Below are 23,398 nucleotides of genomic sequence, written 5' to 3'. Positions count from 1 at the left end.
GAAAGCGATTGGGGATCAGAGCAGCACCACGTCGTATTGTTCCTGGGAATACATGGTTTCGACCTGAAAGCGAATGGTGCGCCCGATAAAACCCTCCAATTCAGCGACATTACCGGACTCTTCATCCAGCAACCGATCGACCACCTTCTGGTTGGCAAGCACTCTATAACCTTCGGCCTGGTAGGCACGCGCCTCCCGTAAGATTTCCCGGAAAATCTCGTAGCAAACCGTTTCGGGAGTCTTCAACTTGCCGCGCCCCAGGCAACTGCTGCAAGGCTCGCACAGCACTTGCTCGAGGCTCTCGCGGGTGCGTTTGCGCGTCATCTGCACCAGGCCCAATTCGGTGATGCCGATGATATTGGTCTTGGCGTGATCGCGCTCCAACTGCTTCTCAAGGGTGCGCAATACTTGACGCTGGTGCTCTTCATCTTCCATGTCGATGAAGTCGATGATGATGATGCCGCCCAGGTTACGCAGGCGCAGCTGGCGGGCGATCGCGGTGGCCGCTTCGAGGTTGGTCTTGAAGATGGTTTCTTCGAGGTTGCGATGGCCCACGAACGCGCCAGTGTTGACGTCGATGGTGGTCATGGCTTCCGCCGGGTCTACCACCAGATAGCCGCCGGATTTAAGCGGCACCTTGCGCTCCAGGGCTTTCTGAATTTCGTCTTCAACGCCATACAGGTCGAAAATCGGTCGCTCGCCGGGGTAATGCTCGAGGCGGTCGGCAATTTCCGGCATCAGCTCGGCAACAAATTGCGTGGTGCGCTGGAAGGTTTCCCGCGAGTCGATGCGAATTTTCTCGATCTTCGGGCTGACCAAATCGCGCAGGGTACGCAAGGCCAGGCCGAGGTCTTCATAAATCACGCTGGGGGCGCCGATGGTCTTGATCTGCGCGCCGATCTGATCCCACAAGCGCCGCAGGTAGCGGATGTCCATGAGGATTTCATCGGCGCCGGCGCCCTCAGCGGCGGTGCGCAGGATGAAGCCGCCCGCCTCCTTGATGCCCTCGGCAGCCACACAATCGCTGACCACCTTTTTCAGGCGCTCGCGCTCGGCTTCGTCTTCGATTTTCAGGGAAATGCCAACATGCGCCGTACGCGGCATGTACACCAGATAGCGCGAAGGGATCGACAGCTGGGTGGTCAAGCGTGCGCCTTTGGAACCGATGGGGTCCTTGGTGACTTGCACCACCAGGCTCTGCCCTTCATGCACCAGGGCGCTGATGCTCTCGACCGCCGGGCCTTCGCGCAGGGAAATTTCCGAGGCGTGGATGAACGCCGCGCGGTCCAGGCCGATGTCGACGAACGCCGCCTGCATGCCCGGCAGGACGCGCACTACCTTGCCCTTATAGATGTTGCCGACGATCCCGCGCTTTTGAGTGCGCTCGACGTGCACTTCTTGCAGAACACCGTTCTCTACCACCGCCACGCGCGATTCCATCGGCGTGATATTGATCAGAATCTCTTCACTCATGGCTGGGTCTCGTTCAGGCGTTTTCACAATAGTGACCGATCGCTAAAGGCTGGGCGCTGTAATACGGCGGTCAGCGCGCGGTAAGGTGTTGCCAACAGGGTATGCCGAATTGGCTGAGCAGATGCGCGGTTTCGCACACCGGCAGGCCTACCACGGCGGAATAGCTGCCATTGAGCCCGGCGACAAACACCGAACCAAGCCCCTGAATAGCATAGCCGCCGGCTTTGTCCTGAGGTTCACCACTGTGCCAGTAGGTTGTAGCCTCTTCGACAGAAATACTGCGAAAACGTACGCGACTGCTGACGCACAGTGTTTCGCAACGCTGGCCGTCAGTCAGGGCGATGGCGGTAAGGACTTCATGTTCTCGATCAGAAAGCGCCACCAACATCGCCAGCGCGTCCGCCTGATCCACTGGTTTGCCGAGGATTTGGCCGTCAACGATCACGGCGGTGTCGGCACCCAGCACACAGGCCTGGAGATTTTTTTCGAGCGCAGCAAAACCCGCCGCTGCCTTGCCGCGCGCGAGGCGCTCGACGTAGGCAACAGCGGTTTCGTTTGTAAGAGGGGTTTCATCAATCGCGGCACTGACCACGGTGAAGGGCACACCGATCTGGGTCAGCAGTTCACGCCGCCTCGCAGAGCCCGAGGCCAGATAAAGCGAATTCATTGCAGACTCTCCCTGTGACGTTCGATAACCAGGCAGAGCCTCGCAATCCATTCAATTGATTTTGTAGCGACGACGTAAGCCACGCAGACCGAAACTGACCCATGGCCACAGCAATGCGCTGACCAGGGCCGGCAATACCAACGCCAGGGTGGGCTGACGATTACCGGTCAGGGCGCTGAGCCACAGTTGCACCAACTGCGCCAGGCCGAAGATCACCAGGATCACCAGGCACTGCTGCCACATCGGGAACATGCGCAAACGCTGCTGCAACGACAGCACCAGGAACGTAATCAGGGTGAGGATCAGCGCGTTCTGCCCCAGCAAGGTGCCATAGAGCACGTCTTCCGCCAAGCCCAGGCACATCGCCGTGACCATGCCAACTTTATGCGGCAAGGTCAGCGACCAGAAGGCCAGCAGCAAGGCCAGCCAAAGCGGGCGCAGAATCTCCATGAATTGGGGCAGTGGCGAAACACTGAGCAGCAAACCGATGGCAAACGTCAGCCAGACGATCCAGCCATTGTGCGAATGTGTACCGGCCATTATTCCTCCCTCTGCCGCGTGGTTGCCGGAGCAGCGGCCGGAGCTCTGGCTGCAGGCGTCGTGGTGGCAGGCGTGGTGGCTGCGGGCTTGGCCGCCGGCTTGGCTGGGCGCGCGCTGTGGGCTGCCGGTTTGACCGGAGTTGCCACCGGCGCTGCCGGAGTGGCGGGCGGCGCAGGCGGCCCGACGAATGCCGGCTTCGGTACGGTGGCGGGAACAATCGGCGCGGTACCGTTTTGCTTGTCTTCCGCTTCCTGAGCCTGGGCGGCGTCGTTGACACGCTCTTCCGGGGTGCGGTTGTCGCTGAACACCAGCAGCAGATAGCGACTGCGGTTCAGAGCCGCAGTCGGGACGGCCCGTACTATGGCAAATGGTTGACCTGAATCGTGGATGACTTCCTTGACCGTCGCCACCGGGTAGCCCGCCGGGAACCGCTGACCGAGGCCGGAGCTGACCAACAGGTCGCCCTCCTTGATGTCTGCGGTGTCGGCCACATGGCGCAATTCCAGGCGTTCCGGGTTACCGGTGCCGCTGGCAATCGCACGCAAGCCGTTGCGATTCACCTGCACCGGAATGCTGTGAGTCGTGTCCGTCAGCAGCAGCACTCGCGAGGTGTAGGGCATCAACTCAACCACCTGGCCCATCAAGCCACGGGCGTCGAGCACTGGCTGGCCAAGAACCACACCGTCGCGCTCACCCTTGTTGATGATGATGCGATGGGTAAAGGGGTTGGGGTCCATGCCGATCAACTCGGCCACTTCGACCTTCTCGTTGACCAGCGCGGAAGAATTGAGCAACTCGCGCAGCCGAACGTTCTGCTCGGTGAGGGCCGCGAGCTTTTGCATGCGCCCCTGCAACAGCAGGTTTTCAGTCTTGAGTTTTTCGTTCTCGGCGACCAGCTCGGTGCGGCTGCCGAATTGGCTGGCCACGCCCTGGTAGAGACGTTGCGGCAGGTCGGTGATCCAGTAAGTCTGCATCAACACCAGCGACATCTGGCTACGCACAGGCTTGAGCAGTGCAAAGCGGGCATCGACCACCATCAGCGCGACCGAAAGCACGACCAGCACCAATAAGCGCACGCCCAATGAGGGGCCTTTGGCGAAAAGCGGTTTAATAAGCCGCTCCTCCCAGGCAAATGTTCTCTTTATTCATACGGCATCAAACCGGCCTGGATGCAGATTGAAGAAGATAAACGCCAACAGGCAGCACTGCAAAGTGCCGCCTGCGAGCAAAGCATGAACCCTGCGCGCGATCTTATTCGCTGGAGAGCAGGTCCATGGTGTGTTTATCCATCATTTCCAGTGCACGGCCACCGCCACGCGCGACGCAAGTCAGCGGGTCTTCGGCGACGATCACCGGCAGACCGGTTTCCTGAGCCAGCAACTTGTCGAGGTCGCGCAGCAAGGCGCCACCACCGGTCAGTACCAGGCCACGCTCGGCGATGTCGGAAGCCAGTTCCGGCGGCGATTGCTCCAGGGCACTCTTCACAGCCTGAACGATAGTGGCCAGGGACTCTTGCAGAGCTTCCAGCACTTCGTTGGAATTCAGGGTGAAGGCACGTGGAACACCTTCGGCCAGGTTGCGACCGCGAACATCAACTTCGCGAACTTCGCCGCCCGGGTAGGCCGTGCCGATTTCCTGCTTGATGCGCTCAGCGGTGGATTCACCGATCAGGCTGCCGTAGTTGCGACGTACATAAGTAATGATCGCTTCGTCGAAGCGGTCGCCGCCTACACGCACGGATTCGGCATACACCACACCGTTCAGGGAAATCAGGGCGATTTCAGTGGTACCACCACCGATATCCACCACCATCGAACCGCGCGCTTCTTCAACCGGCAAGCCGGCGCCGATAGCGGCAGCCATAGGCTCTTCGATCAGGAACACTTCGCGGGCACCGGCGCCAAGGGCCGATTCACGGATGGCACGACGCTCCACCTGGGTGGACTTGCACGGAACGCAGATCAGCACACGAGGGCTGGGCTGCAGGAAACTGTTTTCGTGAACCTTGTTGATGAAGTACTGCAGCATCTTTTCGCAGACACTGAAGTCGGCGATCACGCCGTCTTTCATCGGACGAATGGCGGCAATATTGCCAGGTGTTCGGCCGAGCATGCGCTTGGCCTCGGTGCCGACGGCAACGACACTTTTCTGATTACCATGGGTCCGAATGGCCACAACCGATGGCTCATTCAGAACGATTCCGCGCTCGCGCACGTAAATAAGGGTGTTGGCAGTGCCCAGGTCAATGGAAAGATCGCTGGAAAACATGCCACGCAGTTTCTTGAACATGGGGAAAGGACCCTAGGCAACGCGTGGGTAAAAAAGTGCGGCAAACTCTAACAACGACAGGGATTTTGGGCAAGGCGCCAATGTGCTAAATTGGCCGACTTTCTGTGCACCAACCCCCACAATCGCGGCCATATGACCGTAGAAATGCGGTAGTGTTCCGACAATCTAACACACGGACGCCCTCCGTTCTGTTTTCCACTGGAGAATCCCATGGCGCTTGAACGCTCCGACGTGGAAAAAATCGCGCATCTGGCCTCGCTTGGCCTGAATGACGCCGATCTTCCACAGACCACCGCAGCCCTGAACAGCATTCTCGGGCTGGTTGACCAAATGCAAGCCGTGAACACCGACGGCATCGAGCCCCTGGCTCACCCGCTGGAAGCCAGCCAGCGCCTGCGCGCAGACGTCGTGACCGAGCGCAATAATCGCGAGGCTTACCAGTCCATCGCACCAGCGGTCGAAAACGGCCTGTACCTGGTTCCGAAAGTCATCGACTAAAGGGAAAGAGCCTGCAATGCATCAATTGACTCTGGCCGAGATCGCCCGCGGTCTCGCCGACAAAAAGTTTTCTTCCGAAGAGCTGACCCAAACCCTGCTGGCGCGTATCGCCGCGCTGGACCCCAAGGTCAACAGCTTCATCAGCCTCACCGAAGAACTGGCCCTGAGCCAGGCCAAGGCCGCCGACGTACGTCGCGCCAACGGTGAGAATGGCGCACTGCTGGGCGCACCGATCGCCCACAAAGACCTGTTCTGCACCCAGGGTATTCGCACCAGTTGCGGCTCGAAGATGCTCGACAACTTTAAAGCGCCCTACGACGCCACCGTGGTGTCCAAGCTGGCTGCCGCCGGGGCCGTGACCCTGGGCAAGACCAACATGGACGAATTCGCCATGGGCTCGGCCAACGAATCGAGCTACTACGGCGCGGTGAAAAACCCGTGGAACCTGGAGCACGTGCCCGGTGGTTCGTCCGGCGGTTCGGCTGCGGCTGTTGCTGCGCGCTTTTTGCCGGCGGCTACGGCCACCGACACCGGCGGCTCCATCCGCCAGCCTGCGGCCTTCACCAACCTCACCGGGCTGAAACCGACTTACGGTCGTGTTTCCCGTTGGGGCATGATCGCCTACGCATCCAGCCTCGATCAGGGCGGGCCTCTGGCGCGCACGGCTGAAGACTGCGCGATATTGTTACAAGGTATGGCCGGGTTCGATAAACAGGACTCCACCAGCATTGACGAGCCGGTGCCGGACTACAGCGCCAGCCTCAACACCTCGCTCAAAGGACTGCGCATCGGCGTGCCGAAAGAGTATTTCAGCGCCGGCCTCGACCCGCGTATCGCCCAATTGGTGCACAACAGCATCAAGGAGCTGGAAAAGCTCGGCGCCGTGATCAAGGAAATCAGCCTGCCGAACAACCAGCACGCGATTCCTGCCTACTACGTGATCGCGCCGGCCGAAGCCTCTTCCAACCTGTCGCGTTTTGACGGCGTGCGGTTCGGCTACCGCTGCGAAAACCCGAAAGACCTCACCGACCTGTACAAGCGCTCCCGTGGCGAAGGCTTCGGTGCCGAAGTACAACGCCGCATCATGGTCGGCGCCTACGCCCTGTCGGCCGGCTACTACGACGCGTACTACCTCAAGGCGCAAAAAATCCGTCGCCTGATCAAGAACGACTTCATGGCAGCCTTTGAAGAAGTCGACGTGATCCTCGGCCCAACCACGCCGAACCCGGCCTGGAAGATCGGCGCCAAGACCGGCGACCCGATCGCCGAGTACCTGGAAGACCTGTACACCATCACCGCCAACCTCGCGGGCTTGCCGGGCTTGTCCATGCCAGCAGGTTTCGTCGATGGCCTGCCGGTGGGCGTGCAATTGCTCGCCCCGTATTTCCAGGAAGGCCGCCTGCTCAATGTGGCGCACCAGTACCAGTTGAACACTGACTGGCACACTCGCACCCCTACCGGCTTCTGAGGAGAACACTATGCAATGGGAAGTTGTGATCGGGCTGGAGATTCATACCCAGCTCGCCACCCAATCGAAGATTTTCTCCGGCAGCGCCACCACGTTTGGCTCCGAGCCCAACACCCAGGCCAGCCTGGTCGACCTGGGCATGCCCGGTGTGTTGCCGGTGCTGAACGAGGAAGCGGTGCGCATGGCGGTGATGTTCGGCCTGTCGATTGACGCCGAAATCGGCCAGCACAACGTGTTCGCGCGCAAAAACTACTTCTACCCGGACCTGCCCAAGGGCTACCAGATCAGCCAGATGGAATTGCCGATCGTCGGCAAGGGCTACCTGGACATCCCGCTGGAAGACGGCACCATCAAGCGTGTCGGCGTGACCCGTGCGCACCTGGAAGAAGATGCCGGCAAAAGCCTGCACGAAGAATTCCCGGGCGCTACCGGTATCGACCTGAACCGCGCCGGTACGCCGTTGCTGGAAATCGTCTCCGAACCGGACATGCGCAGCGCCAAGGAAGCCGTGGCCTACGTCAAGACGATCCACGCGCTGGTGCGTTACCTGGACATCTGCGACGGCAACATGGCCGAAGGCTCGCTGCGCTGCGACTGCAACGTGTCGATCCGTCCAAAGGGCCAGGCCGAATACGGCACCCGTTGCGAGATCAAGAACGTCAACTCGTTCCGTTTCATCGAAAAGGCGATCAACAGCGAAGTGCGTCGCCAGATCGAACTGATCGAAGACGGCGGCAAGGTGATCCAGCAAACCCGCCTGTACGACCCGAACAAAGACGAAACCCGCGCCATGCGCAGCAAAGAGGAAGCCAACGACTACCGTTACTTCCCCGACCCGGACCTGTTGCCGGTGGTGATCGAAGACTCGTTCCTCAATGACGTGCGCGCCACTCTGCCGGAATTGCCGCAGCAAAAACGCGAGCGCTTCCAGGAGCAGTTCGGCCTGTCTGTTTACGATGCCAGCGTCTTGGCCTCCAGCCGTGAACAAGCCGATTACTTCGAAAAAGTGCTGAGCATTGCCGGCGACGCCAAACTGGCGGCCAACTGGGTGATGGTTGAGCTGGGCAGCCTGTTGAACAGACAGGGCCTGGAAATCGACGAAGCCCCGGTCACCGCCGAGCAGTTGGGCGGCATGCTGCTGCGCATCAAGGACAACACCATCTCCGGCAAAATCGCCAAGACCGTGTTTGAAGCGATGGCGGCGGGTGAAGGCAGCGCTGACCAGATCATCGAGACGCGTGGCCTCAAGCAAGTCACCGACAGCGGCGCGATTTCCGCCGTGCTGGATGAAATGCTCGCGGCCAACGCCGAGCAAGTTGAGCAATACCGCGCGGCAGACGAAGCCAAGCGCGGCAAAATGTTCGGCTTCTTTGTTGGCCAGGCGATGAAAGCCTCCAAAGGCAAAGCCAACCCGCAACAGGTGAACGAACTGCTGAAGAGCAAGCTCGAAGGCTGACAACGGTGAATGGTCCGGGCGGGGTTTCACAGCCAACCCGACCTCATGTGGGAGCTGGCTTGCCTGCGATAGCATCACCGAGGGGCAACATAAAAACCCAGGTGGCCGGTTAGCAGGCAAGCCAACAACCACATTCAAATTGCGGGTTATCTGAACATGAAGCGTCTACTAGGTCTTTGGGCCTTGTTCTCTCTGCTGGCCGGTTGCGTCAGCGGCCTCATCGACCCCCACGGCTACGACGAAACCGGCACCGCCTCCTATTACGGCGCCAGGCACCATGGCAACAAGACTGCCAGCGGTGAACCCTTCAACAGCAACGCCCTGACCGCCGCCCATCGGCGCCTGCCCTTCGGCACGCAGGTCAAGGTGACCAATCTCAATAACAACAAATCCGTGGTGGTGCGCATCAATGATCGCGGCCCGCATGCCCGTGGGCGTTTGATCGACCTTTCGCACAAAGCCGCCCAGCAGTTGGGTATGCTGGGCAACGGCACCGCGCGGGTGCGTGTGCAAGCCATAACCAATTGATGAGGGAGCCCTGACCATTCTCGGATTAACCGCCCTTTCGCCCTGGAGCCTTATCGAACTGGTCAGCGGTTTACTGTTGCTGATCGTCGGTGCCGAAATCCTCGTGCGCGCCGCCGTGCGCCTGGCGGCCAGCCTCAAGGTGCGGCCACTGATTATTGGCCTGAGCATCGTCGCCTTCGGCAGCAGCGCGCCGCAGATGACCGTCAGCCTGCAGGCCACCCTCGCTGGCAACACCGACATCGCCGTGGGCAGCGTGATCGGCAGCAGCATCTTCAATATCCTCGTGACCCTGGGCCTGTCGGCGCTGATCATTCCGCTGCGGGTGTCACGGCAACTGGTGCGCCTGGATATCCCGGTGATGATCTGCGCTGGCCTGCTGGTGTTCATCCTGGCGGGTAATGAAGAGCTGACGCCGTTCGACGGGCTGGTGTTGCTCGTGGCGTTGGTGGCTTACGTCGCGCTGCTGCACTACCAGACGCGCCACTCCCGCCGCCCCCGCACGCTGCACACCGTGGCCAGCGCGCCGTGGCTGAGCAGCGTACTGCTGATGCTCGGCGGGTTGCTGGTGCTGGTGCTGGCGGGGCATTTGCTGCTCGGTGCAGCGGTGGATGTGGCGAGCGACCTGGGCCTGTCGGAACGCATCATTGGCCTGACGCTGATCGGCGTCGGCACCTCGCTGCCGTGCCTGGCCACTTCGCTGATCGCCGCCCTGCGCGGCGAGCGCGAGATCGCTGTGGGTAACGTGATCGGCAGCAGCCTGTTCAACCTGCTCGGGGTATTGGGGCTGACCGCATTGCTCGCGCCGTCGCCACTCTCGGTGTCGCCCAACGCGCTGGATTTCGACCTGCCAGTGATGCTCGCCGTGGTGGTGTTGTGCCTGCCAGTGTTCTACAGCGGCTACCGGGTGACACGCGCCGAAGGCCTGCTGTTCCTCGGCCTGTACCTGGCGTATGGGCTGCATGTGGTGTCGTTTACATTCGGCATGCCACTGGCCAACAAACTTGAACAATTGATGCTGCATTACGTCCTGCCAGCGCTGGTGGCGTTCCTGCTGTTCACCTCGCTGCGAGCCTGGCGCCGCCAACACAAAAGGGAATCGCAATGACCGATCAGAAAAAACCCGGGGTTGAAATGCGTCGCCAGGTGATGGGCGATGTGTTCGTCGACCGCGCCCTGAACAACGCCACTGAGTTCACCCAGCCGCTGCAGGATTTCGTCAACGAACACGCCTGGGGCAGTGTGTGGAACCGCGAAGGTTTGCCGCTGAAGACCCGCAGCCTGATTACCCTGGCGGCCCTGACGGCGCTCAAATGTCCGCAGGAGCTGAAGGGCCATGTGCGCGGTGCGCTGAACAATGGTTGTACCGTGGAGGAGATTCGCGAGGCGCTGCTGCACTGCGCGGTGTATGCGGGTGTGCCAGCGGCGATTGATGCGTTCCGGGCGGCGCAGGAAGTGATTGAGGCGTATCAGGCGGATAAGCAGTGACTGTCAGATAGCTATCGCGGGCAAGCCCGCTCCCACATTTTGAACTGTGAATATATTCAAATGTGGGAGCTGGCTTGCCTGCGATTGGCCCTCAAACCCACCGCACACTTCAGATCCAGCCACCCGCCTGCAACACAAAAATCCCGATATTGGTGGTCACCGCCGCCATCAAGGTAGTGATCACAATAATCGCCGCCGCCAGCTCATGATTACCCTCGGCCGCCCTGGCCATCACAAAGCTTGCCGCCGCCGTCGGCGCACCAAAGTACAGAAACAGAATGCCCAATTCCGGCCCGCGAAAACCCAGTAGCCACGCGCCCAGCGTCGCCAACAGCGGCAGCCCGATCATCTTCACCAGGCTGGCACTCAGCGCCATGCTGCCGCTCTTGCGCAAGGCGGCCAGTGACAGGGTGCCACCGATGCAGATCAACGCCAGCGGCAGGGTCATGTCCGCCAGGTACTGGCCGGACGATTCCAGCCAGCCAGGCAAACCGATTTTAAAAATGGCAAACGGCGCAGCCACGAACACGCTGATGATCAGCGGGTTGGCCACCACACTTTTGAAGATACTCCACGGGTCGGACTTGATCACCGGGCTGTACACCGCCAGCACGATGGTCGACAGCGTGTTGTAGAACAGGATCACCAGCGCCGCGAGGATCGCACCGAGGGAGATGCCATAGTCGCCGTACATGCTGGCGGCCAGCGCCAGGCCGATCACCCCGTTGTTGCCGCGAAAAGCGCCTTGGGTGTAGATGCCGCGGTCTTCACGCGGGCACCGAAAAATCGCCCAACCCCAGGCCAAGGCGAAGCTCACCAGGGTGGCGACGGCGAAGTAGATCAGCAAACCGGGCTTGAGTGCCGAGTGCAGGTCGGCATGCAGGATGCCCAGGAACAGCAGCGCCGGCATGGTGACGTTGAACACCAGGGACGACGCGGTGTGGATAAAGTTGTCGTTGATCCAGTTGATGCGCTTGAGCAGCACACCGAGAAACAGCATGGCAAACACCGGCGCGGTGATGGTGAGGGTGGTGAGGAAAATAGCCAGCATGCCGGGGAGAACCTTGGTGAGCGTCGTCAGGTGGCTAATGATAAGCCATGCGGCCCGCTTCGTCTGGTCGACACCGATTCAATGTGGGGCTTGTGTGGGAGCTGGCTTGCCTGCGATAGCATCACTGCGGTTTGCCTGACAACCGAGGTGCTTGCATCGCAGGCAAGCCAGCTCCCACACAAGCCAGCGCCCACAGGATCAGCTCGGGTCTCAGGTGATAGGCGCCGGGTTGAACAAGGTAATGTCATTGTGCAGCTTGTGCTGCTCAGCCCAGGTCTGCTTCTTGCCGCTGGCCACGTCCAGGTAGAAGTGGAACAGCTCCCAACCCAACTCCTCGATGCTCGCGCGCCCGGTGGCGATGCGGCCCGCGTCGATGTCGATCAGGTCCGGCCAACGCTGCGCCAGCTCTGTACGCGTCGACACCTTCACCACCGGCGCCATCGCCAGCCCGTAAGGCGTGCCACGCCCGGTGGTGAACACGTGCAGGTTCATCCCCGCCGCCAGTTGCAAGGTGCCGCACACAAAGTCACTGGCTGGCGTCGCGCAAAAAATCAGGCCCTTACTTTTGAACCGCTCGCCCGGGCCAAGCACGCCGTTGATCGCGCTGCTGCCGGATTTGACGATAGAGCCCAAGGACTTCTCGACAATGTTCGACAACCCGCCCTTCTTGTTGCCCGGCGTGGTGTTGGCGCTGCGATCCGCCTCGCCCTTGGCCAGGTAACGGTCGTACCAGTCCATTTCCCTGACAAGCTCCTGCGCGACTTCTTTCGTCTCGGCGCGAGACGTCAGCAGGTAAATCGCATCGCGTACTTCAGTGACTTCGGAAAACATCACCGTCGCACCGGCCCGCAGCAGCAAGTCCGACGCATAACCGAGCGCCGGGTTGGCGGTGATGCCGGAAAACGCATCACTGCCACCGCACTGCATGCCCAGGATCAACTCGGACGCCGGCACGGTTTCGCGGCGGCGCTGGTCAAGTTTCTTCAAGCGGGTTTCGGCCAACGCCATGATCTGCTCGATCATTTCGGTAAACCCGTGGCTGGAGTCCTGCAACCGATACAGCCACGGCTCGCTCAAATCCACGGAACTGTCGTTGTCGTGCATCACCTGCCCGGCCTGCAATTTCTCGCAGCCCAGGCTGATCACCAAGGCTTCGCCGCCCAGGTTCGGGTTGCGCGCCAGGTTGCGCACGGTGCGGATCGGAATGTAGGCATCCGTCGCGGTAATCGCCACGCCGCAGCCGTAGCTGTGGGTCAGCGCCACCACGTCATCGACGTGCGGGTACTTGGGCAGCAACTCGTCCTTGATGCGCTTGACCGCGTGGTCCAGCACCCCGGTCACGCACTGCACCGTGGTGGTGATGCCCAAAATATTGCGCGTGCCCACGGTGCCGTCGGCGTTGCGGTACCCCTCGAACGTGAACCCTTCCAGCGGCGCCTGGGTTTCAGGCACCTCGGTGGACAGCGGCAAGCTGTCCAGCGGCGGCGCGGTGGGCATGCGCAGTTGATCTTCCTGCACCCAACTGCCGCGTGGAATCGGCGCCAGGGCGTAACCAATGGTCTGGCCGTAGCGAATAATCTGACCGCCTTCGGGGATATCTTCCAGCGTCACCTTGTGGCTCTGCGGGATGAACTCAACGGTCACCAGCCCGTCCGGGAACTCGGTCCCGGCCGGTACGCCTTGGTCATTGACCACGATCACTACGTTGTCGCGCGCGTGCAAACGAATCGAGCGCGGCGAGTCGGCATGTTCAATCAACTGCATTACATCGCCCCTCAGGAATGCGCTTGGGTAAGGTTGGTCAGCTCAGGGCCCTGGCTTGGCGGCTCTTTGAGCACTACGCGTTTGATCGGGCCGACAATCACCAGGTAGCTGAACACCGCTACCAGCGCGTTGGCGCCGACAAACACCAGGGCCCATTTGAACGAACCGGTGGTGGCGATGATGTAGCCGATGACAATCGGCGTAGTGATCGACGCCAGATTACCGAAGGTGTTGAACAAGCCGCCACTGAGGCCGGCGATTTGTTTCGGCGAGGTGTCGGACACAACCGCCCAACCCAGTGCGCCAACGCCTTTGCCGAAGAAGGCCAAGGCCATGAAGCCCACCACCATCCATTCAACGTCGACGTAGTTGCACGCAATGATGCTGCTGGAGACCAACAGGCCGGCAATGATCGGTGCTTTTCGAGCGAAGGTCAGCGAGTGCCCTTTGCGCAACAGGTAGTCGGAAATCACCCCACCCAGCACACCGCCGATAAACCCGCAGATGGCCGGCAGCGAGGCAACGAAACCGGCCTTGAGGATGGTCATGCCGCGATCCTGCACCAGGTACACCGGGAACCAGGTGAGGAAAAAGTAAGTAATGCCGTTGATGCAGTACTGGCCCAGGTACACGCCGAGCATCATGCGATTGGTCAGCAACTGACGGATGTAATCCCACTTCGGGCCGTCGGTTTTTTTACCCTTGCCCTTGTCCTGATCCATATCGACCATCGCGCCATTGGCTGCAATGTGATTGAGTTCGGCTTCGTTGATCATCGGGTGCTGACGCGGGCTGTGGATAACTTTCAACCAGATCAGCGAGAAGAGGATGCCGATCACGCCCATCACGATAAACACGTGCTGCCAGCCGAAGGTGTAGACGATCCAGCCCATCAACGGCGCGAACAGCACCGTGGCGAAGTACTGCGCCGAGTTGAAGATCGCCGAGGCCGTGCCGCGTTCGGCGGTGGGGAACCAGGCCGCCACGATGCGGGCGTTGCCCGGGAAGGATGGCGCCTCTGCCAGGCCCACCATGAAGCGCAGCATGAACAGCGCGACAACCGCCGTGGAGATACCAAACTCACCGACATAGCCTTGCAGCACAGTGAACAGTGACCAGGTGAAGATGCTCAGGGCGTAGACTTTTTTCGAGCCGAACCGGTCCAGCAGCCAGCCGCCGGGAATTTGCCCGGCCACGTAGGCCCAACCGAATGCGGAGAAGATATAACCGAGGGTGACCGCGTCGATGCCGAGGTCTTTTTGCAGGCTGGAGCCTGCGATAGCAATGGTGGCCCGGTCGGCGTAGTTGATCGTGGTCACCAGAAACAGCATGAGCAGGATCAAATAGCGGACGTGAGTCGGCTTGGTCGCTTGCATGAAGATGTACTCCCACTAATTATTTTTTTTGCGGGTAATTGTCTTGTTGTCTGTGCGCACCCGCTTCATGTGGGAGCTGGCGTGCCTGCGATGGCAAGACCTCGGTCCCACTGAAGCACCGAGTTCTCTGCATCGCAGGCAAGCCAGCTCCCACAAGAGCCGGTGCCCACAGGTAGTGCGTGTTACGAACCGATGTAGCTGGTTTTCACCACGGTGTAGAACTCTTGCGCATAGCGACCTTGCTCGCGCGAACCATAGGACGAACCCTTACGGCCACCGAACGGCACGTGATAATCCACACCGGCGGTTGGCAGGTTGACCATCACCATCCCGGCCTGGGAATGACGTTTGAAGTGGTTGGCGTACTTGAGCGACGTCGTGGCAATACCCGCCGACAAGCCGAACTCGGTGTCGTTGGCCATGGCCAGCGCCGCCTCGTAATCGGCCACGCGCACGACGTTGGCCACTGGGCCGAAGATCTCTTCACGGCTGATGCGCATGGCGGCTTCGCTGTCGGCAAACAGCGTCGGCGCCAGGTAGTAGCCTTCGGTGTCGCAGGTCACCAAACCGCCACCGCTGACCAGCCGCGCACCTTCGCTTTGGCCGATGTCGATGTATTTGAGGTCCTGATCCAGTTGGGCCTGGGAGACTACCGGGCCGATGTCGGTACCGCTTTTCAGGGCGTGGCCGACTTTGATCGACTTCATGCGCTCGGCCATGGCCGCGACGAACTGGTCGTGAATACCGGCCGTGACTATCAGGCGGCTGGACGCGGTGCAACGCTGGCCGGTGGAGTAGAACGCGCTCTGTACCGACAGCTCGACGGCCTGCTTGAGGTCGGCGTCATCAAGGATGATTTGCGGGTTCTTGCCGCCCATTTCCAACTGCACTTTGGCCTGGCGCGACACACAGCTGACGGCGATCTGACGGCCCACACCCACGGAACCGGTGAAGCTGATGCCGTCGACTTTCGGGCTGTTGACCAGCACGTCGCCAACCACGCGACCGCTGCCCATCACCAGGTTGAACACACCGGCCGGGAAGCCGGCGCGGGAGATGATATCGGCCAGGGCCCAGGCGCAGCCCGGTACCAGTTCAGCCGGCTTGATCACCACGCAGTTGCCGTAGGCCAGGGCCGGGGCAATTTTCCACGCCGGAATGGCAATCGGGAAGTTCCACGGGGTGATCAGGCCGACCACGCCGAGGGCTTCACGGGTGACTTCAACGTTGACGCCCGGGCGTACCGAAGGCACGTAATCGCCGGACAAACGCAGGCATTCACCGGCGAAGAATTTGAAGATGTTACCGGCGCGGGTCACTTCGCCAATGGCTTCAGGCAGGGTCTTGCCCTCTTCCCGCGCCAGCAAGGTGCCGAGTTCTTCGCGGCGGGCGAGGATTTCAGTGCCGACTTTATCCAGCGAATCATGGCGAGCCTGAATGCCGGAGGTGGACCAGGCGGGGAAAGCGGCGCGTGCGGCGTCGATGGCAGCGTTGACTTGGGCTACATCAGCCTTGGCGTATTCGCCGATCGTATCGGAAAGCTCCGACGGGTTGATGTTGGCGCAATAGTCGGCACCGGCCACCCACTCGCCGTTGATGTAGTTATCAAAACGTTTGGCTTGGGACACAAATCTTCTCCTGACGCAAAAGGCCGCTGATCTCTCAGCGGCCTTGTTGATAAGTTACTGCGGACCTTGCTTGTCGATCAGCGCGGCCAGTGCTTCGTATTCTTCCGGCAGCAGGTCGGTCAGCGGGGTACGCACCGGGCCTGCGTCGTAGCCAGCGATTTTGGCGCCCGCCTTGACGATGCTCACGGCATAACCAGCCTTGCGGTTACGGATGTCGAGGTAAGGCAGGAAGAAGTTGTCGATGATCTTGCCGACAGTGGCGTGATCGTCCTGCGCAATCGCGTGGTAGAAGTCCATCGCGGTTTTCGGGATGAAGTTGAACACCGCCGAGGAGTACACCGGCACGCCCAGGGCCTTGTAGGCAGCGGCGTAAACCTCTGCAGTCGGCAGGCCGCCGAGGTAGCTGAAACGATCACCGAGGCGGCGACGAATCGACACCATCAACTCGATATCGCCCAGGCCATCCTTGTAGCCGATCAGGTTAGGGCAGCGTTCAGCCAGGCGTTCCAGCAGTGGCGCGGTCAGGCGGCAGACGTTGCGGTTGTAAACCACCACGCCAATCTTGACCGACTTGCACACGGCTTCCACGTGGGCGGCAACGCCGTCCTGGCTGGCTTCGGTGAGGTAGTGCGGCAGCAGCAGCAGGCCTTTGGCACCGAGGCGTTCGGCTTCCTGGGCGTACTCGATAGCCTGGCGAGTCGAACCGCCCACACCGGCAAGGATCGGCACGCTGGTGGCGCAGGTATCAACAGCGGTCTTCACCACTTGGGAGTATTCGCTGGCAGCCAGGGAGAAAAACTCACCGGTGCCGCCGGCAGCGAACAGCGCGGTGGCGCCGTAAGGGGCCAGCCATTCCAGACGCTTGATGTAGCCCGCCTGGTGGAAGTCACCCTGGGCATTGAAATCGGTCACCGGGAAAGACAGCAGACCGTGGGAAAGGATGGACTTCAGTTCTTGTGGATTCATTATTCGAACACCCTGGGCGAAAACTTTCTGTCGAAAGATTATTGTTGGTTTGTTGATGTCGTACGTCATCGTACAACTATAAAAAGATTCGTCAACTGCAAATCTTCAAGCTTCATGTTCAGCGCCACGTCGAAACCGGGTTTCTTGACGTAGGAGTTTTTTCCTTTATGCTCGCAATAACTGTATATACATACAGTTATCAAGGAAGATTCCTACGACATAGCAAGGAGCTAACATGTCAGGTCTTGAACTCGCCGCACCCGAAAAAAAACCGCCAACCCTGCGCTTTGAAGGCGCTGAACACACTGCCATCGGTGATGACACGCTGCTGCGTTTTGGGAAAGACGCACCGGCGATTCCCGCGCACCAGGTTGAACTGCACCTGCCCAACGGCCTGGCGTTGACCTACGGCCAAGTGATCGCCCTGGGCGGTGATTTCTACGGCATTCCCGGGCAGCCCATCAGTGATGGCGCCTCCCCCGCCGACCGCGTGCAACGTTTCAATGCTGCGTTTAATACGCTGGCCGTGCTGCCGACCTCGCGGGAGGAAGCGAGGAAGATCCTCGCGGTGATGCAAAAGGAGATCAACGCGGTCAACCAGGCCATCAACGACGGCAAGCAGCCTCACGAAGCGTACGATGCGCTGGGTGATACGTTGTCCGAAGAATGGAACCGCATCACGGGCGGTGGCAGCGCGGTGTCGGGGTTGATCCCGTTGGGTCGTTACTTGAAATTGGCGGCGGACAACGCCGACCACTTCGGTGAATGGGCATTGTCGGCGTACCTGGCCGGCCACACGGCGGCGCTGCAACAGGCGGTGGTGGCCCATCAAACCGGCACCGATCAGGCACTGGAATTGGCTTACGCCATGAACAGCTTTGCTGATCACTTTTTAACCGACCTGTTTTCCGCCGGCCACCTGCGCGTGCCGCGCAAACAATTGGCCGCCGTGGTAACGCCGGGCGAACTGGGTTCGCTGATCAGCCGCTTCATGCACGATGAAGACAGCAAGTTCGGGCTCAAGGTGCGCAATGCCATGGGTGATCAATGGCATGCCTACGGCGATAAACGCTACTTCGACAGTATCGACGCGGCCAATCGAGTGCAGGTCAAACGTGCAGTGCAGGCGTCGGCGGATGAAATCTTCGAAGCCTTCATCAGCGGCGTCGCGCCCTCCCCGGCCAGCTTCAAGGCGCCTTTGTATGTGCCGGATTTAAACGCCGCGCAGAACCCGGCGAATAACTTTTCGCCGCTGTTCAAGGTGGAGGGAGACAAGGTACTGCGGCGCAAGGAAGTGAATGACCTGAACGACAAGCACTGGACCAATGATTGGTGGGGGTGGAGTACGTACTTGCTGCTTAAGGACTACAAGCCCAACCAGCCTGCTGGCTAACCCAAGGCAACAACAATCCACTGTGGGAGCTGGCTTGCCTGCGATAGCATCACCTCAGTTTCACTGAAGCACCGAGGTGCCTGCATCGCAGGCAAGCCAGCTCCCACACTGGATCTGCGCTGTCTTCAGTTACGTTGCGCTTCTGCCTCTTCATGGGCATGGCGCAGCCGTTCACGGCTGTTGGTCAAGTGCAGGCGCATGGCCGCGCGTGCCGCGTCCGAATCCTGGCGGGCAATCGCCTCATAAATCTCTTCGTGCTCGCGGCTCAGGCGACTCATGTAGTGCTGCTGGTCATCATGGGCCAGGCGTGCCGAGTTCAAGCGGGTGCGCGGAATGATGCTGGTGCCCAAGTGAGTCATGATGTCGGTGAAGTAGCGGTTGCCGGTGGACAGCGCAATTTCCAGGTGGAACGCGAAGTCCGACGCGACGGCATCGCCGGCATGGGCAGCGCTTTCGTTCAATGCATCAAGGGCCGCGCGCATCGCAGCCAGCTGTTCATCGCTACGACGCAAGGCAGCAAGCCCGGCGGACTCCACTTCAAGGCTGATACGCAGTTCCAGAATCGCCAACACATCACGCAGCGTCACCACCGTGGCCGGGTCAATCCGGAAGCCGCTCGGGCTTGGCGTGTCCAACACAAAGGTGCCGATGCCGTGGCGGGTTTCGACCTGCCCCGCCGCCTGCAAGCGCGAGATGGCTTCACGCACCACCGTGCGGCTGACCCCATGGGCCTCCATGATCGCCGACTCGGTGGGCAGTTTGTCGCCCCGCTTGAGCTGGCCGTCGCGGATCTGCTCGGACAACACCGTGACCAATTCCTGGGCAAGGCTGCGGCGCTTGCGGGGAAGACGAGGGACAGTGTTGGCGTTTTCCATGATGAATCATCTTTCTCGGCGAACTTGAGGGGGCATCATAGCCCATGGCGGTTGTACGATCACCGTTCTGACACGACTTTCATCCATATCCAGCGCGCAAAAAAATGCCCCGGCACAGGCCGAGGCATTTTTGAGGCTTACCCGAGGGTAAAAGCCGGTTACTTCACCACTTTCAGGCTCGGCCGACCGCTTGGGCGCGGTGGCTCGGCATCGGGTGGCGGCACGTCATCACCGTCTTCGCCTTCGATCGCTTCGTCTTCCTCGAAAGGCGACTCCAGATCAAACACCATGCCCTGGCCGTTCTCCCGGGCATAAATGCCGAGGATGGCGCCAATGGGCACAAACAGCGTATGCGGCACACCGCCGAAACGCCCTTCGAAGCTCACCGCTTCGTTGTCCATGTGCAGGTGACGCACGGCACTGGGTGACACGTTCAGCACGATCTGCCCATCACTGGCAAAACCCTGCGGCACGTCAACCTTGGGAAATTCAGAGTTGACCAGCATGTGCGGGGTGCAATCGTTGTCCACAATCCACTCATAGAGCGCGCGGACCAGGTAGGGTCGACTGGACTTCATCAGCGGCTCCTTAAGCCTTAGCGCATATCGCGTTCGACACCAGACAGACTCGCCTGGAAAGCCTCACGCGCAAACTGGCGCTCCATGTAATCAAGCAACGGCTTGGCCGGCCGCGGCAGTTCAATACCCAGAATCGGCAAGCGCCAGAGTATGGGTAATAGGCAGCAATCCACCAAGCTTTGTTCCTCGCTGAGGAAAAAAGGCTTGTCGGCGAACAGCGGCGAAACACCGGTCAGGCTCTCGCGCAATTCCTTGCGCGCCACAACACGTGCCGCCTCTTTACTGCGTGAATCCAGAATCACATCCACCAGCCCGCACCAGTCACGCTGGATCCGATGGATCAGCAGGCGGCTGTTGGCACGCGCCACCGGGTACACCGGCAGCAAAGGCGGATGCGGGTAACGCTCATCCAGGTATTCCATCACCACGGTTGACTCCCACAACGCCAGGTCGCGATCGACCAGGGTGGGCAAGCTGCCGTAAGGGTTCACTTCGATCAGTTTCGGCGGATGACGACCCACCTCCACACTGATGATCTCGGCGCTGACACCCTTCTCTGCGAGCACGATGCGTACTCGGTGGGAATAGTGGTCGGCGGGGTCGGAGTAACAGGCCAACCGGTTGGTCACGCCCATGGCGGTCCTCCTCGCTTGTTGAAATTATCGAAAGCTCAAAAACGAGCGCGCCCAGAGAGCATCTCTGCAGCGTCAGGAAAACCCGACCGCTACGTGTTCAGAGATGCCGCTGGGCGCGCAAGATTAACAGCAATTGCTTACGGTTGGATCAATGCACATCCTTCCAGTATTCGCGTTTGAGCAGATAGGCGAATACAAAGAAGAAAGCCAGGTAAAGCAAGACGTACGTACCGATGCGCTGGTGCTGCAATTTGACCGGGTTGGCCGAGTAGGCCAGGAAGGTCACGAGATTTTTTACCTTCTCGTCGAACTGCTCTTCATTCAGCGTGCCGGTCTTGGGCACGATGGTCAGTTGATCGCACGCTTCATGAGTCAAAGGCGTGCCGGTCAACGGGTCATATTGCTTCTTGCCGTCTTCAACGACCTGAACCTGCTTGCATCCTACCACTTGGCGCCCCTGCAGGCCGACCAGAACGTTAGGCATACCGACGTTCGGGAAGACTTTGTTGTTCACGCCATAGGGGCGCGCAGGGTCTTCGTAGAAGGATTTCAGGTAACCGTAGAGCCAATCGGTACCGCGCACGCGCGCCACCAACGTCAGGTCGGGCGGTGCGGCACCGAACCAGGTCTTGGCGTCAGCCGGTTGCATGCCGATGGTCATGTGGTCGCCGATCTTGGCGCCGGTGAACACCGAATGGCTGAGCATCACGTCATGGGGGATGCCCAGGTCGTCTGCCACACGCTCATAGCGCTGGAACTTGGCGCTGTGGCAGCCCATGCAATAGTTGGTAAAGGTACGCAGCCCATCCTGCATGGCAGCTTTGTCGGAGACGTCGATGTCGACTTTTTCCAACTCCACGCCGTGCTCGGCGGCGAAGGACAGCAGCGGCAGGGCCGCAAGCATCAATGCTACGAATAATTTTTTCATCAGCCAGTCACCCTTTCCGGTACCGGTTTGGTCTTCTCGAGCCGGGTGTAGAACGGCATCAGAATGAAGTAGGCGAAGTACAGGAAGGTGCAAACCTGCGACAACAACGTACGCTCAGGGGTCGGCGCCAGTACGCCCAGCACGCCCAGGATCACGAACGAAATGCAGAACACCCACAGCCAGATCTTGCTCAGCCAGCCTTTGTAGCGCATGGACTTGACCGGGCTGCGGTCGAGCCAGGGCAGCACAAACAGCACCGCAATCGCTGCGCCCATGGCAATCACGCCCATGAGCTTGTCGGGGATCGCCCGCAAGATCGCGTAGAACGGCGTGAAGTACCAGACCGGGGCAATGTGCTCGGGCGTCTTGAAGGCGTTGGCCTGTTCGAAGTTAGGCTTCTCCAGGAAGTACCCGCCCATCTCCGGGAAAAAGAACACGATCGAGCAGAACACAAACAAGAACACGACCACGCCGACGATATCTTTGACGGTGTAGTACGGGTGGAACGGAATGCCATCGAGCGGGATGCCGTTCTCGTCCTTGTGCTTCTTGATATCCACGCCATCCGGGTTGTTCGAACCCACTTCGTGCAGTGCCAGAATGTGCAGCACCACCAGGCCCAGAATCACGATGGGCAAGGCCACCACGTGCAAGGCGAAGAAGCGGTTCAGGGTGATGCCGGAGATCAGGTAGTCACCACGAATCCACTGGGTCAGGTCGTTGCCGATCACCGGGATCGCGCCAAACAGCGAGATGATCACCTGGGCGCCCCAGTACGACATCTGGCCCCACGGCAGCAGGTAACCCATGAAGGCTTCGGCCATCAGCGCCAGGTAGATCAGCATGCCGAACACCCACACCAACTCGCGCGGCTTCTGGTACGAACCGTAGAGCAGGCCACGGAACATGTGCATGTAGACGACGATAAAGAACGCCGACGCGCCGGTGGAGTGCAGCAGGCGCAGGATCGAGCCGTACTCGACGTCACGCATGATGTATTCGACGGAGGCGAACGCTTCTTCCGCCGACGGCGTGTAACTCATCGTCAGCCAGACACCGGTGACGATCTGGTTGACCAGCACCAGCAGGGCCAGCGAGCCAAAGAAGTAGAAGAAGTTGAAGTTTTTGGGCGCGTAATATTTGCTGAGGTGGTCTTCCCACATTTTGGTAGCGGGGAAACGCGCATCCACCCAATCCATGAACTTGCTCATCAGGCTTTCTCCCCCTCGTTTACGCCAATGACAATGACATCGTCAGTCTCGTAGTGGTGTGGCGGAACTGGCAGGTTCAAGGGTGCGGGTTGCGACTTGTAGACGCGGCCTGCGAGGTCGTAGTGAGAACCGTGGCAAGGGCAGAAATAACCACCGACCCAGTCCTTGCCAAGGTCTGCTGGAGCAACTTCCGGGCGGAAGGTAGGCGAGCAACCCAAGTGGGTGCAGATACCGATCAGCAGCAGAATCTCTGGCTTGATCGAACGAACTTCCTTGTCGACGTAAGCGGGTTGGTCGGAATTCTTTGAATCGGGGTCAGACAGTTGCCCCTCGATTTTCTTCAGATTCCCCAGGATTTCCTCGGTACGACGAACGATGAATACGGGCTGACCGCGCCACTCAGCAATCATTTGCTGGCCTGGGTCGATCTTGCTGACATTCACCTTCACCGGTGCGCCTGCGGCTTTCGCCTTGGCACTGGGAAACCATGACCCCACGAACGGGACCGCAGCCCCCACCGCTCCTGCAGCACCCACCACGGATGTGGCTGCTACCAAGAAGCGACGCCGGCCTGCATTCACGCCGTCAT

The 23,398-nt window shown here is 60.1% G+C and carries 23 protein-coding genes; 7 read left to right on the top strand and 16 right to left on the bottom strand.

Translation table 11 applies throughout. The features are described 5' to 3' along the window. Positions 1–15: 15 nt before the first annotated feature. From rng to mreB, 5 genes are all read right to left on the bottom strand, one after another. Positions 16–1,473: a ribonuclease G gene (rng, locus tag ACP7A2_RS09045; RefSeq protein WP_426133937.1), complete on the bottom strand. Its 1,458-nt coding sequence runs from the start codon at positions 1,471–1,473 to the stop codon at positions 16–18. A gap of 70 nt (positions 1,474–1,543) precedes the next feature. After that, on the bottom strand, positions 1,544–2,140 hold the full coding sequence (locus ACP7A2_RS09040; RefSeq protein WP_426133936.1) for a Maf family protein: 597 nt from the start codon (positions 2,138–2,140) through the stop codon (positions 1,544–1,546). Positions 2,141–2,191: 51 nt separating this feature from the next. Next, positions 2,192–2,680: a rod shape-determining protein MreD gene (gene mreD, locus ACP7A2_RS09035; protein ID WP_128588513.1), complete on the bottom strand. Its 489-nt coding sequence runs from the start codon at positions 2,678–2,680 to the stop codon at positions 2,192–2,194. Beyond that, positions 2,680–3,792 (bottom strand): rod shape-determining protein MreC, encoded by a 1,113-nt coding sequence (gene mreC / locus ACP7A2_RS09030; RefSeq protein WP_426134021.1) that lies wholly within the window; start codon positions 3,790–3,792, stop codon positions 2,680–2,682. Before mreC ends, mreD begins: the two co-directional genes overlap by 1 nt. Positions 3,793–3,931: 139 nt before the next feature. Beyond that, positions 3,932–4,969, bottom strand: coding sequence for a rod shape-determining protein MreB (gene mreB, locus ACP7A2_RS09025; protein WP_002555108.1), 1,038 nt, complete (start codon positions 4,967–4,969; stop codon positions 3,932–3,934). Positions 4,970–5,179: 210 nt separating this feature from the next. On the opposite strand from mreB, the gene gatC reads away from it, so the two are divergent. From gatC to ACP7A2_RS08995, 6 genes are all read left to right on the top strand, one after another. Beyond that, complete coding sequence (gene gatC, locus ACP7A2_RS09020) at positions 5,180–5,467, top strand: Asp-tRNA(Asn)/Glu-tRNA(Gln) amidotransferase subunit GatC (RefSeq protein ID WP_003188556.1); 288 nt, start codon at positions 5,180–5,182, stop codon at positions 5,465–5,467. A gap of 16 nt (positions 5,468–5,483) precedes the next feature. Beyond that, positions 5,484–6,935, top strand: coding sequence for an Asp-tRNA(Asn)/Glu-tRNA(Gln) amidotransferase subunit GatA (gene gatA / locus ACP7A2_RS09015; protein WP_426133935.1), 1,452 nt, complete (start codon positions 5,484–5,486; stop codon positions 6,933–6,935). A 10-nt stretch (positions 6,936–6,945) separates the two neighbouring features. Beyond that, positions 6,946–8,391, top strand: coding sequence for an Asp-tRNA(Asn)/Glu-tRNA(Gln) amidotransferase subunit GatB (gene gatB, locus ACP7A2_RS09010; protein ID WP_426133934.1), 1,446 nt, complete (start codon positions 6,946–6,948; stop codon positions 8,389–8,391). 156 nt (positions 8,392–8,547) lie between these two features. Beyond that, positions 8,548–8,919, top strand: a complete 372-nt coding sequence (locus ACP7A2_RS09005) for a septal ring lytic transglycosylase RlpA family protein (RefSeq protein ID WP_426133933.1) — start codon at positions 8,548–8,550, stop codon at positions 8,917–8,919. Between the two features lie 58 nt (positions 8,920–8,977). After that, positions 8,978–10,024, top strand: coding sequence for a calcium/sodium antiporter (locus ACP7A2_RS09000; RefSeq protein WP_426134020.1), 1,047 nt, complete (start codon positions 8,978–8,980; stop codon positions 10,022–10,024). After that, the gene (locus tag ACP7A2_RS08995) at positions 10,021–10,404 is read left to right on the top strand and encodes a carboxymuconolactone decarboxylase family protein (protein WP_078740724.1); all 384 of its coding nucleotides are present in this window, start codon (positions 10,021–10,023) and stop codon (positions 10,402–10,404) included. Before ACP7A2_RS09000 ends, ACP7A2_RS08995 begins: the two co-directional genes overlap by 4 nt. Positions 10,405–10,513: 109 nt before the next feature. Here the strand turns inward: ACP7A2_RS08995 and ACP7A2_RS08990 are convergent, their stop codons facing one another. The 5 genes from ACP7A2_RS08990 to kdgD form a co-directional block, all read right to left on the bottom strand. Next, on the bottom strand, positions 10,514–11,455 hold the full coding sequence (locus ACP7A2_RS08990) for an AEC family transporter (protein ID WP_426133932.1): 942 nt from the start codon (positions 11,453–11,455) through the stop codon (positions 10,514–10,516). Positions 11,456–11,665: 210 nt separating this feature from the next. After that, complete coding sequence (garD, locus tag ACP7A2_RS08985) at positions 11,666–13,219, bottom strand: galactarate dehydratase (RefSeq protein WP_426133931.1); 1,554 nt, start codon at positions 13,217–13,219, stop codon at positions 11,666–11,668. An 11-nt stretch (positions 13,220–13,230) separates the two neighbouring features. After that, positions 13,231–14,595 (bottom strand): MFS transporter, encoded by a 1,365-nt coding sequence (locus tag ACP7A2_RS08980; RefSeq protein WP_426133930.1) that lies wholly within the window; start codon positions 14,593–14,595, stop codon positions 13,231–13,233. Between the two features lie 182 nt (positions 14,596–14,777). Then, positions 14,778–16,223, bottom strand: a complete 1,446-nt coding sequence (locus tag ACP7A2_RS08975) for an aldehyde dehydrogenase family protein (RefSeq protein WP_078740720.1) — start codon at positions 16,221–16,223, stop codon at positions 14,778–14,780. 54 nt (positions 16,224–16,277) lie between these two features. Further along, positions 16,278–17,189, bottom strand: coding sequence for a 5-dehydro-4-deoxyglucarate dehydratase (gene kdgD / locus ACP7A2_RS08970; RefSeq protein ID WP_159954238.1), 912 nt, complete (start codon positions 17,187–17,189; stop codon positions 16,278–16,280). A gap of 235 nt (positions 17,190–17,424) precedes the next feature. On the opposite strand from kdgD, the gene ACP7A2_RS08965 reads away from it, so the two are divergent. After that, positions 17,425–18,582: a phospholipase gene (locus tag ACP7A2_RS08965; protein ID WP_426133929.1), complete on the top strand. Its 1,158-nt coding sequence runs from the start codon at positions 17,425–17,427 to the stop codon at positions 18,580–18,582. Between the two features lie 125 nt (positions 18,583–18,707). Here ACP7A2_RS08965 and ACP7A2_RS08960 read toward each other — a convergent pair whose 3' ends face one another. The 6 genes from ACP7A2_RS08960 to petA all read right to left on the bottom strand — a co-directional run. Then, positions 18,708–19,457 (bottom strand): FadR/GntR family transcriptional regulator, encoded by a 750-nt coding sequence (locus tag ACP7A2_RS08960; protein WP_348062481.1) that lies wholly within the window; start codon positions 19,455–19,457, stop codon positions 18,708–18,710. A gap of 158 nt (positions 19,458–19,615) precedes the next feature. Further along, positions 19,616–20,035 (bottom strand): ClpXP protease specificity-enhancing factor, encoded by a 420-nt coding sequence (locus ACP7A2_RS08955; RefSeq protein ID WP_426133928.1) that lies wholly within the window; start codon positions 20,033–20,035, stop codon positions 19,616–19,618. 17 nt (positions 20,036–20,052) lie between these two features. Beyond that, positions 20,053–20,670, bottom strand: a complete 618-nt coding sequence (locus tag ACP7A2_RS08950) for a glutathione S-transferase N-terminal domain-containing protein (RefSeq protein WP_375066259.1) — start codon at positions 20,668–20,670, stop codon at positions 20,053–20,055. 148 nt (positions 20,671–20,818) lie between these two features. Continuing rightward, positions 20,819–21,598, bottom strand: coding sequence for a cytochrome c1 (locus ACP7A2_RS08945; protein WP_426133927.1), 780 nt, complete (start codon positions 21,596–21,598; stop codon positions 20,819–20,821). Next, positions 21,598–22,809 (bottom strand): cytochrome b, encoded by a 1,212-nt coding sequence (locus ACP7A2_RS08940; RefSeq protein WP_032877803.1) that lies wholly within the window; start codon positions 22,807–22,809, stop codon positions 21,598–21,600. Before ACP7A2_RS08940 ends, ACP7A2_RS08945 begins: the two co-directional genes overlap by 1 nt. Beyond that, the coding region (gene petA / locus ACP7A2_RS08935) for a ubiquinol-cytochrome c reductase iron-sulfur subunit (RefSeq protein ID WP_426133926.1) at positions 22,809–23,398 on the bottom strand (590 nt) is incomplete at its 5' end. The genes petA and ACP7A2_RS08940, both read right to left, overlap by 1 nt.

The organism is Pseudomonas sp. PWP3-1b2, from assembly GCF_049896045.1.
GTDB lineage: Bacteria > Pseudomonadota > Gammaproteobacteria > Pseudomonadales > Pseudomonadaceae > Aquipseudomonas > Aquipseudomonas antarctica_B.
The sequence above is the reverse complement of the archived record's forward strand: the minus strand, read 5'-3'. Positions and strand labels throughout refer to the sequence as shown.

Bases quoted from the DNA above. Each gene is read 5' to 3' on its own strand.
- ACP7A2_RS08960 (WP_348062481.1), bottom strand. From the start codon at position 19,457: ATGGAAAACGCCAACACTGTCCCTCGTCTTCCCCGCAAGCGCCGCAGC.
- gatA (WP_426133935.1), top strand. From the start codon at position 5,484: ATGCATCAATTGACTCTGGCCGAGATCGCCCGCGGTCTCGCCGACAAA.
- mreB (WP_002555108.1), bottom strand. From the start codon at position 4,969: ATGTTCAAGAAACTGCGTGGCATGTTTTCCAGCGATCTTTCCATTGAC.
- gatC (WP_003188556.1), top strand. From the start codon at position 5,180: ATGGCGCTTGAACGCTCCGACGTGGAAAAAATCGCGCATCTGGCCTCG.
- ACP7A2_RS08980 (WP_426133930.1), bottom strand. From the start codon at position 14,595: ATGCAAGCGACCAAGCCGACTCACGTCCGCTATTTGATCCTGCTCATG.
- rng (WP_426133937.1), bottom strand. From the start codon at position 1,473: ATGAGTGAAGAGATTCTGATCAATATCACGCCGATGGAATCGCGCGTG.
- mreD (WP_128588513.1), bottom strand. From the start codon at position 2,680: ATGGCCGGTACACATTCGCACAATGGCTGGATCGTCTGGCTGACGTTT.
- ACP7A2_RS08995 (WP_078740724.1), top strand. From the start codon at position 10,021: ATGACCGATCAGAAAAAACCCGGGGTTGAAATGCGTCGCCAGGTGATG.
- ACP7A2_RS08945 (WP_426133927.1), bottom strand. From the start codon at position 21,598: ATGAAAAAATTATTCGTAGCATTGATGCTTGCGGCCCTGCCGCTGCTG.
- gatB (WP_426133934.1), top strand. From the start codon at position 6,946: ATGCAATGGGAAGTTGTGATCGGGCTGGAGATTCATACCCAGCTCGCC.
- garD (WP_426133931.1), bottom strand. From the start codon at position 13,219: ATGCAGTTGATTGAACATGCCGACTCGCCGCGCTCGATTCGTTTGCAC.
- ACP7A2_RS08950 (WP_375066259.1), bottom strand. From the start codon at position 20,670: ATGGGCGTGACCAACCGGTTGGCCTGTTACTCCGACCCCGCCGACCAC.
- ACP7A2_RS08955 (WP_426133928.1), bottom strand. From the start codon at position 20,035: ATGAAGTCCAGTCGACCCTACCTGGTCCGCGCGCTCTATGAGTGGATT.
- kdgD (WP_159954238.1), bottom strand. From the start codon at position 17,189: ATGAATCCACAAGAACTGAAGTCCATCCTTTCCCACGGTCTGCTGTCT.
- ACP7A2_RS08940 (WP_032877803.1), bottom strand. From the start codon at position 22,809: ATGAGCAAGTTCATGGATTGGGTGGATGCGCGTTTCCCCGCTACCAAA.
- ACP7A2_RS08990 (WP_426133932.1), bottom strand. From the start codon at position 11,455: ATGCTGGCTATTTTCCTCACCACCCTCACCATCACCGCGCCGGTGTTT.
- ACP7A2_RS08965 (WP_426133929.1), top strand. From the start codon at position 17,425: ATGTCAGGTCTTGAACTCGCCGCACCCGAAAAAAAACCGCCAACCCTG.
- ACP7A2_RS09005 (WP_426133933.1), top strand. From the start codon at position 8,548: ATGAAGCGTCTACTAGGTCTTTGGGCCTTGTTCTCTCTGCTGGCCGGT.
- ACP7A2_RS09040 (WP_426133936.1), bottom strand. From the start codon at position 2,140: ATGAATTCGCTTTATCTGGCCTCGGGCTCTGCGAGGCGGCGTGAACTG.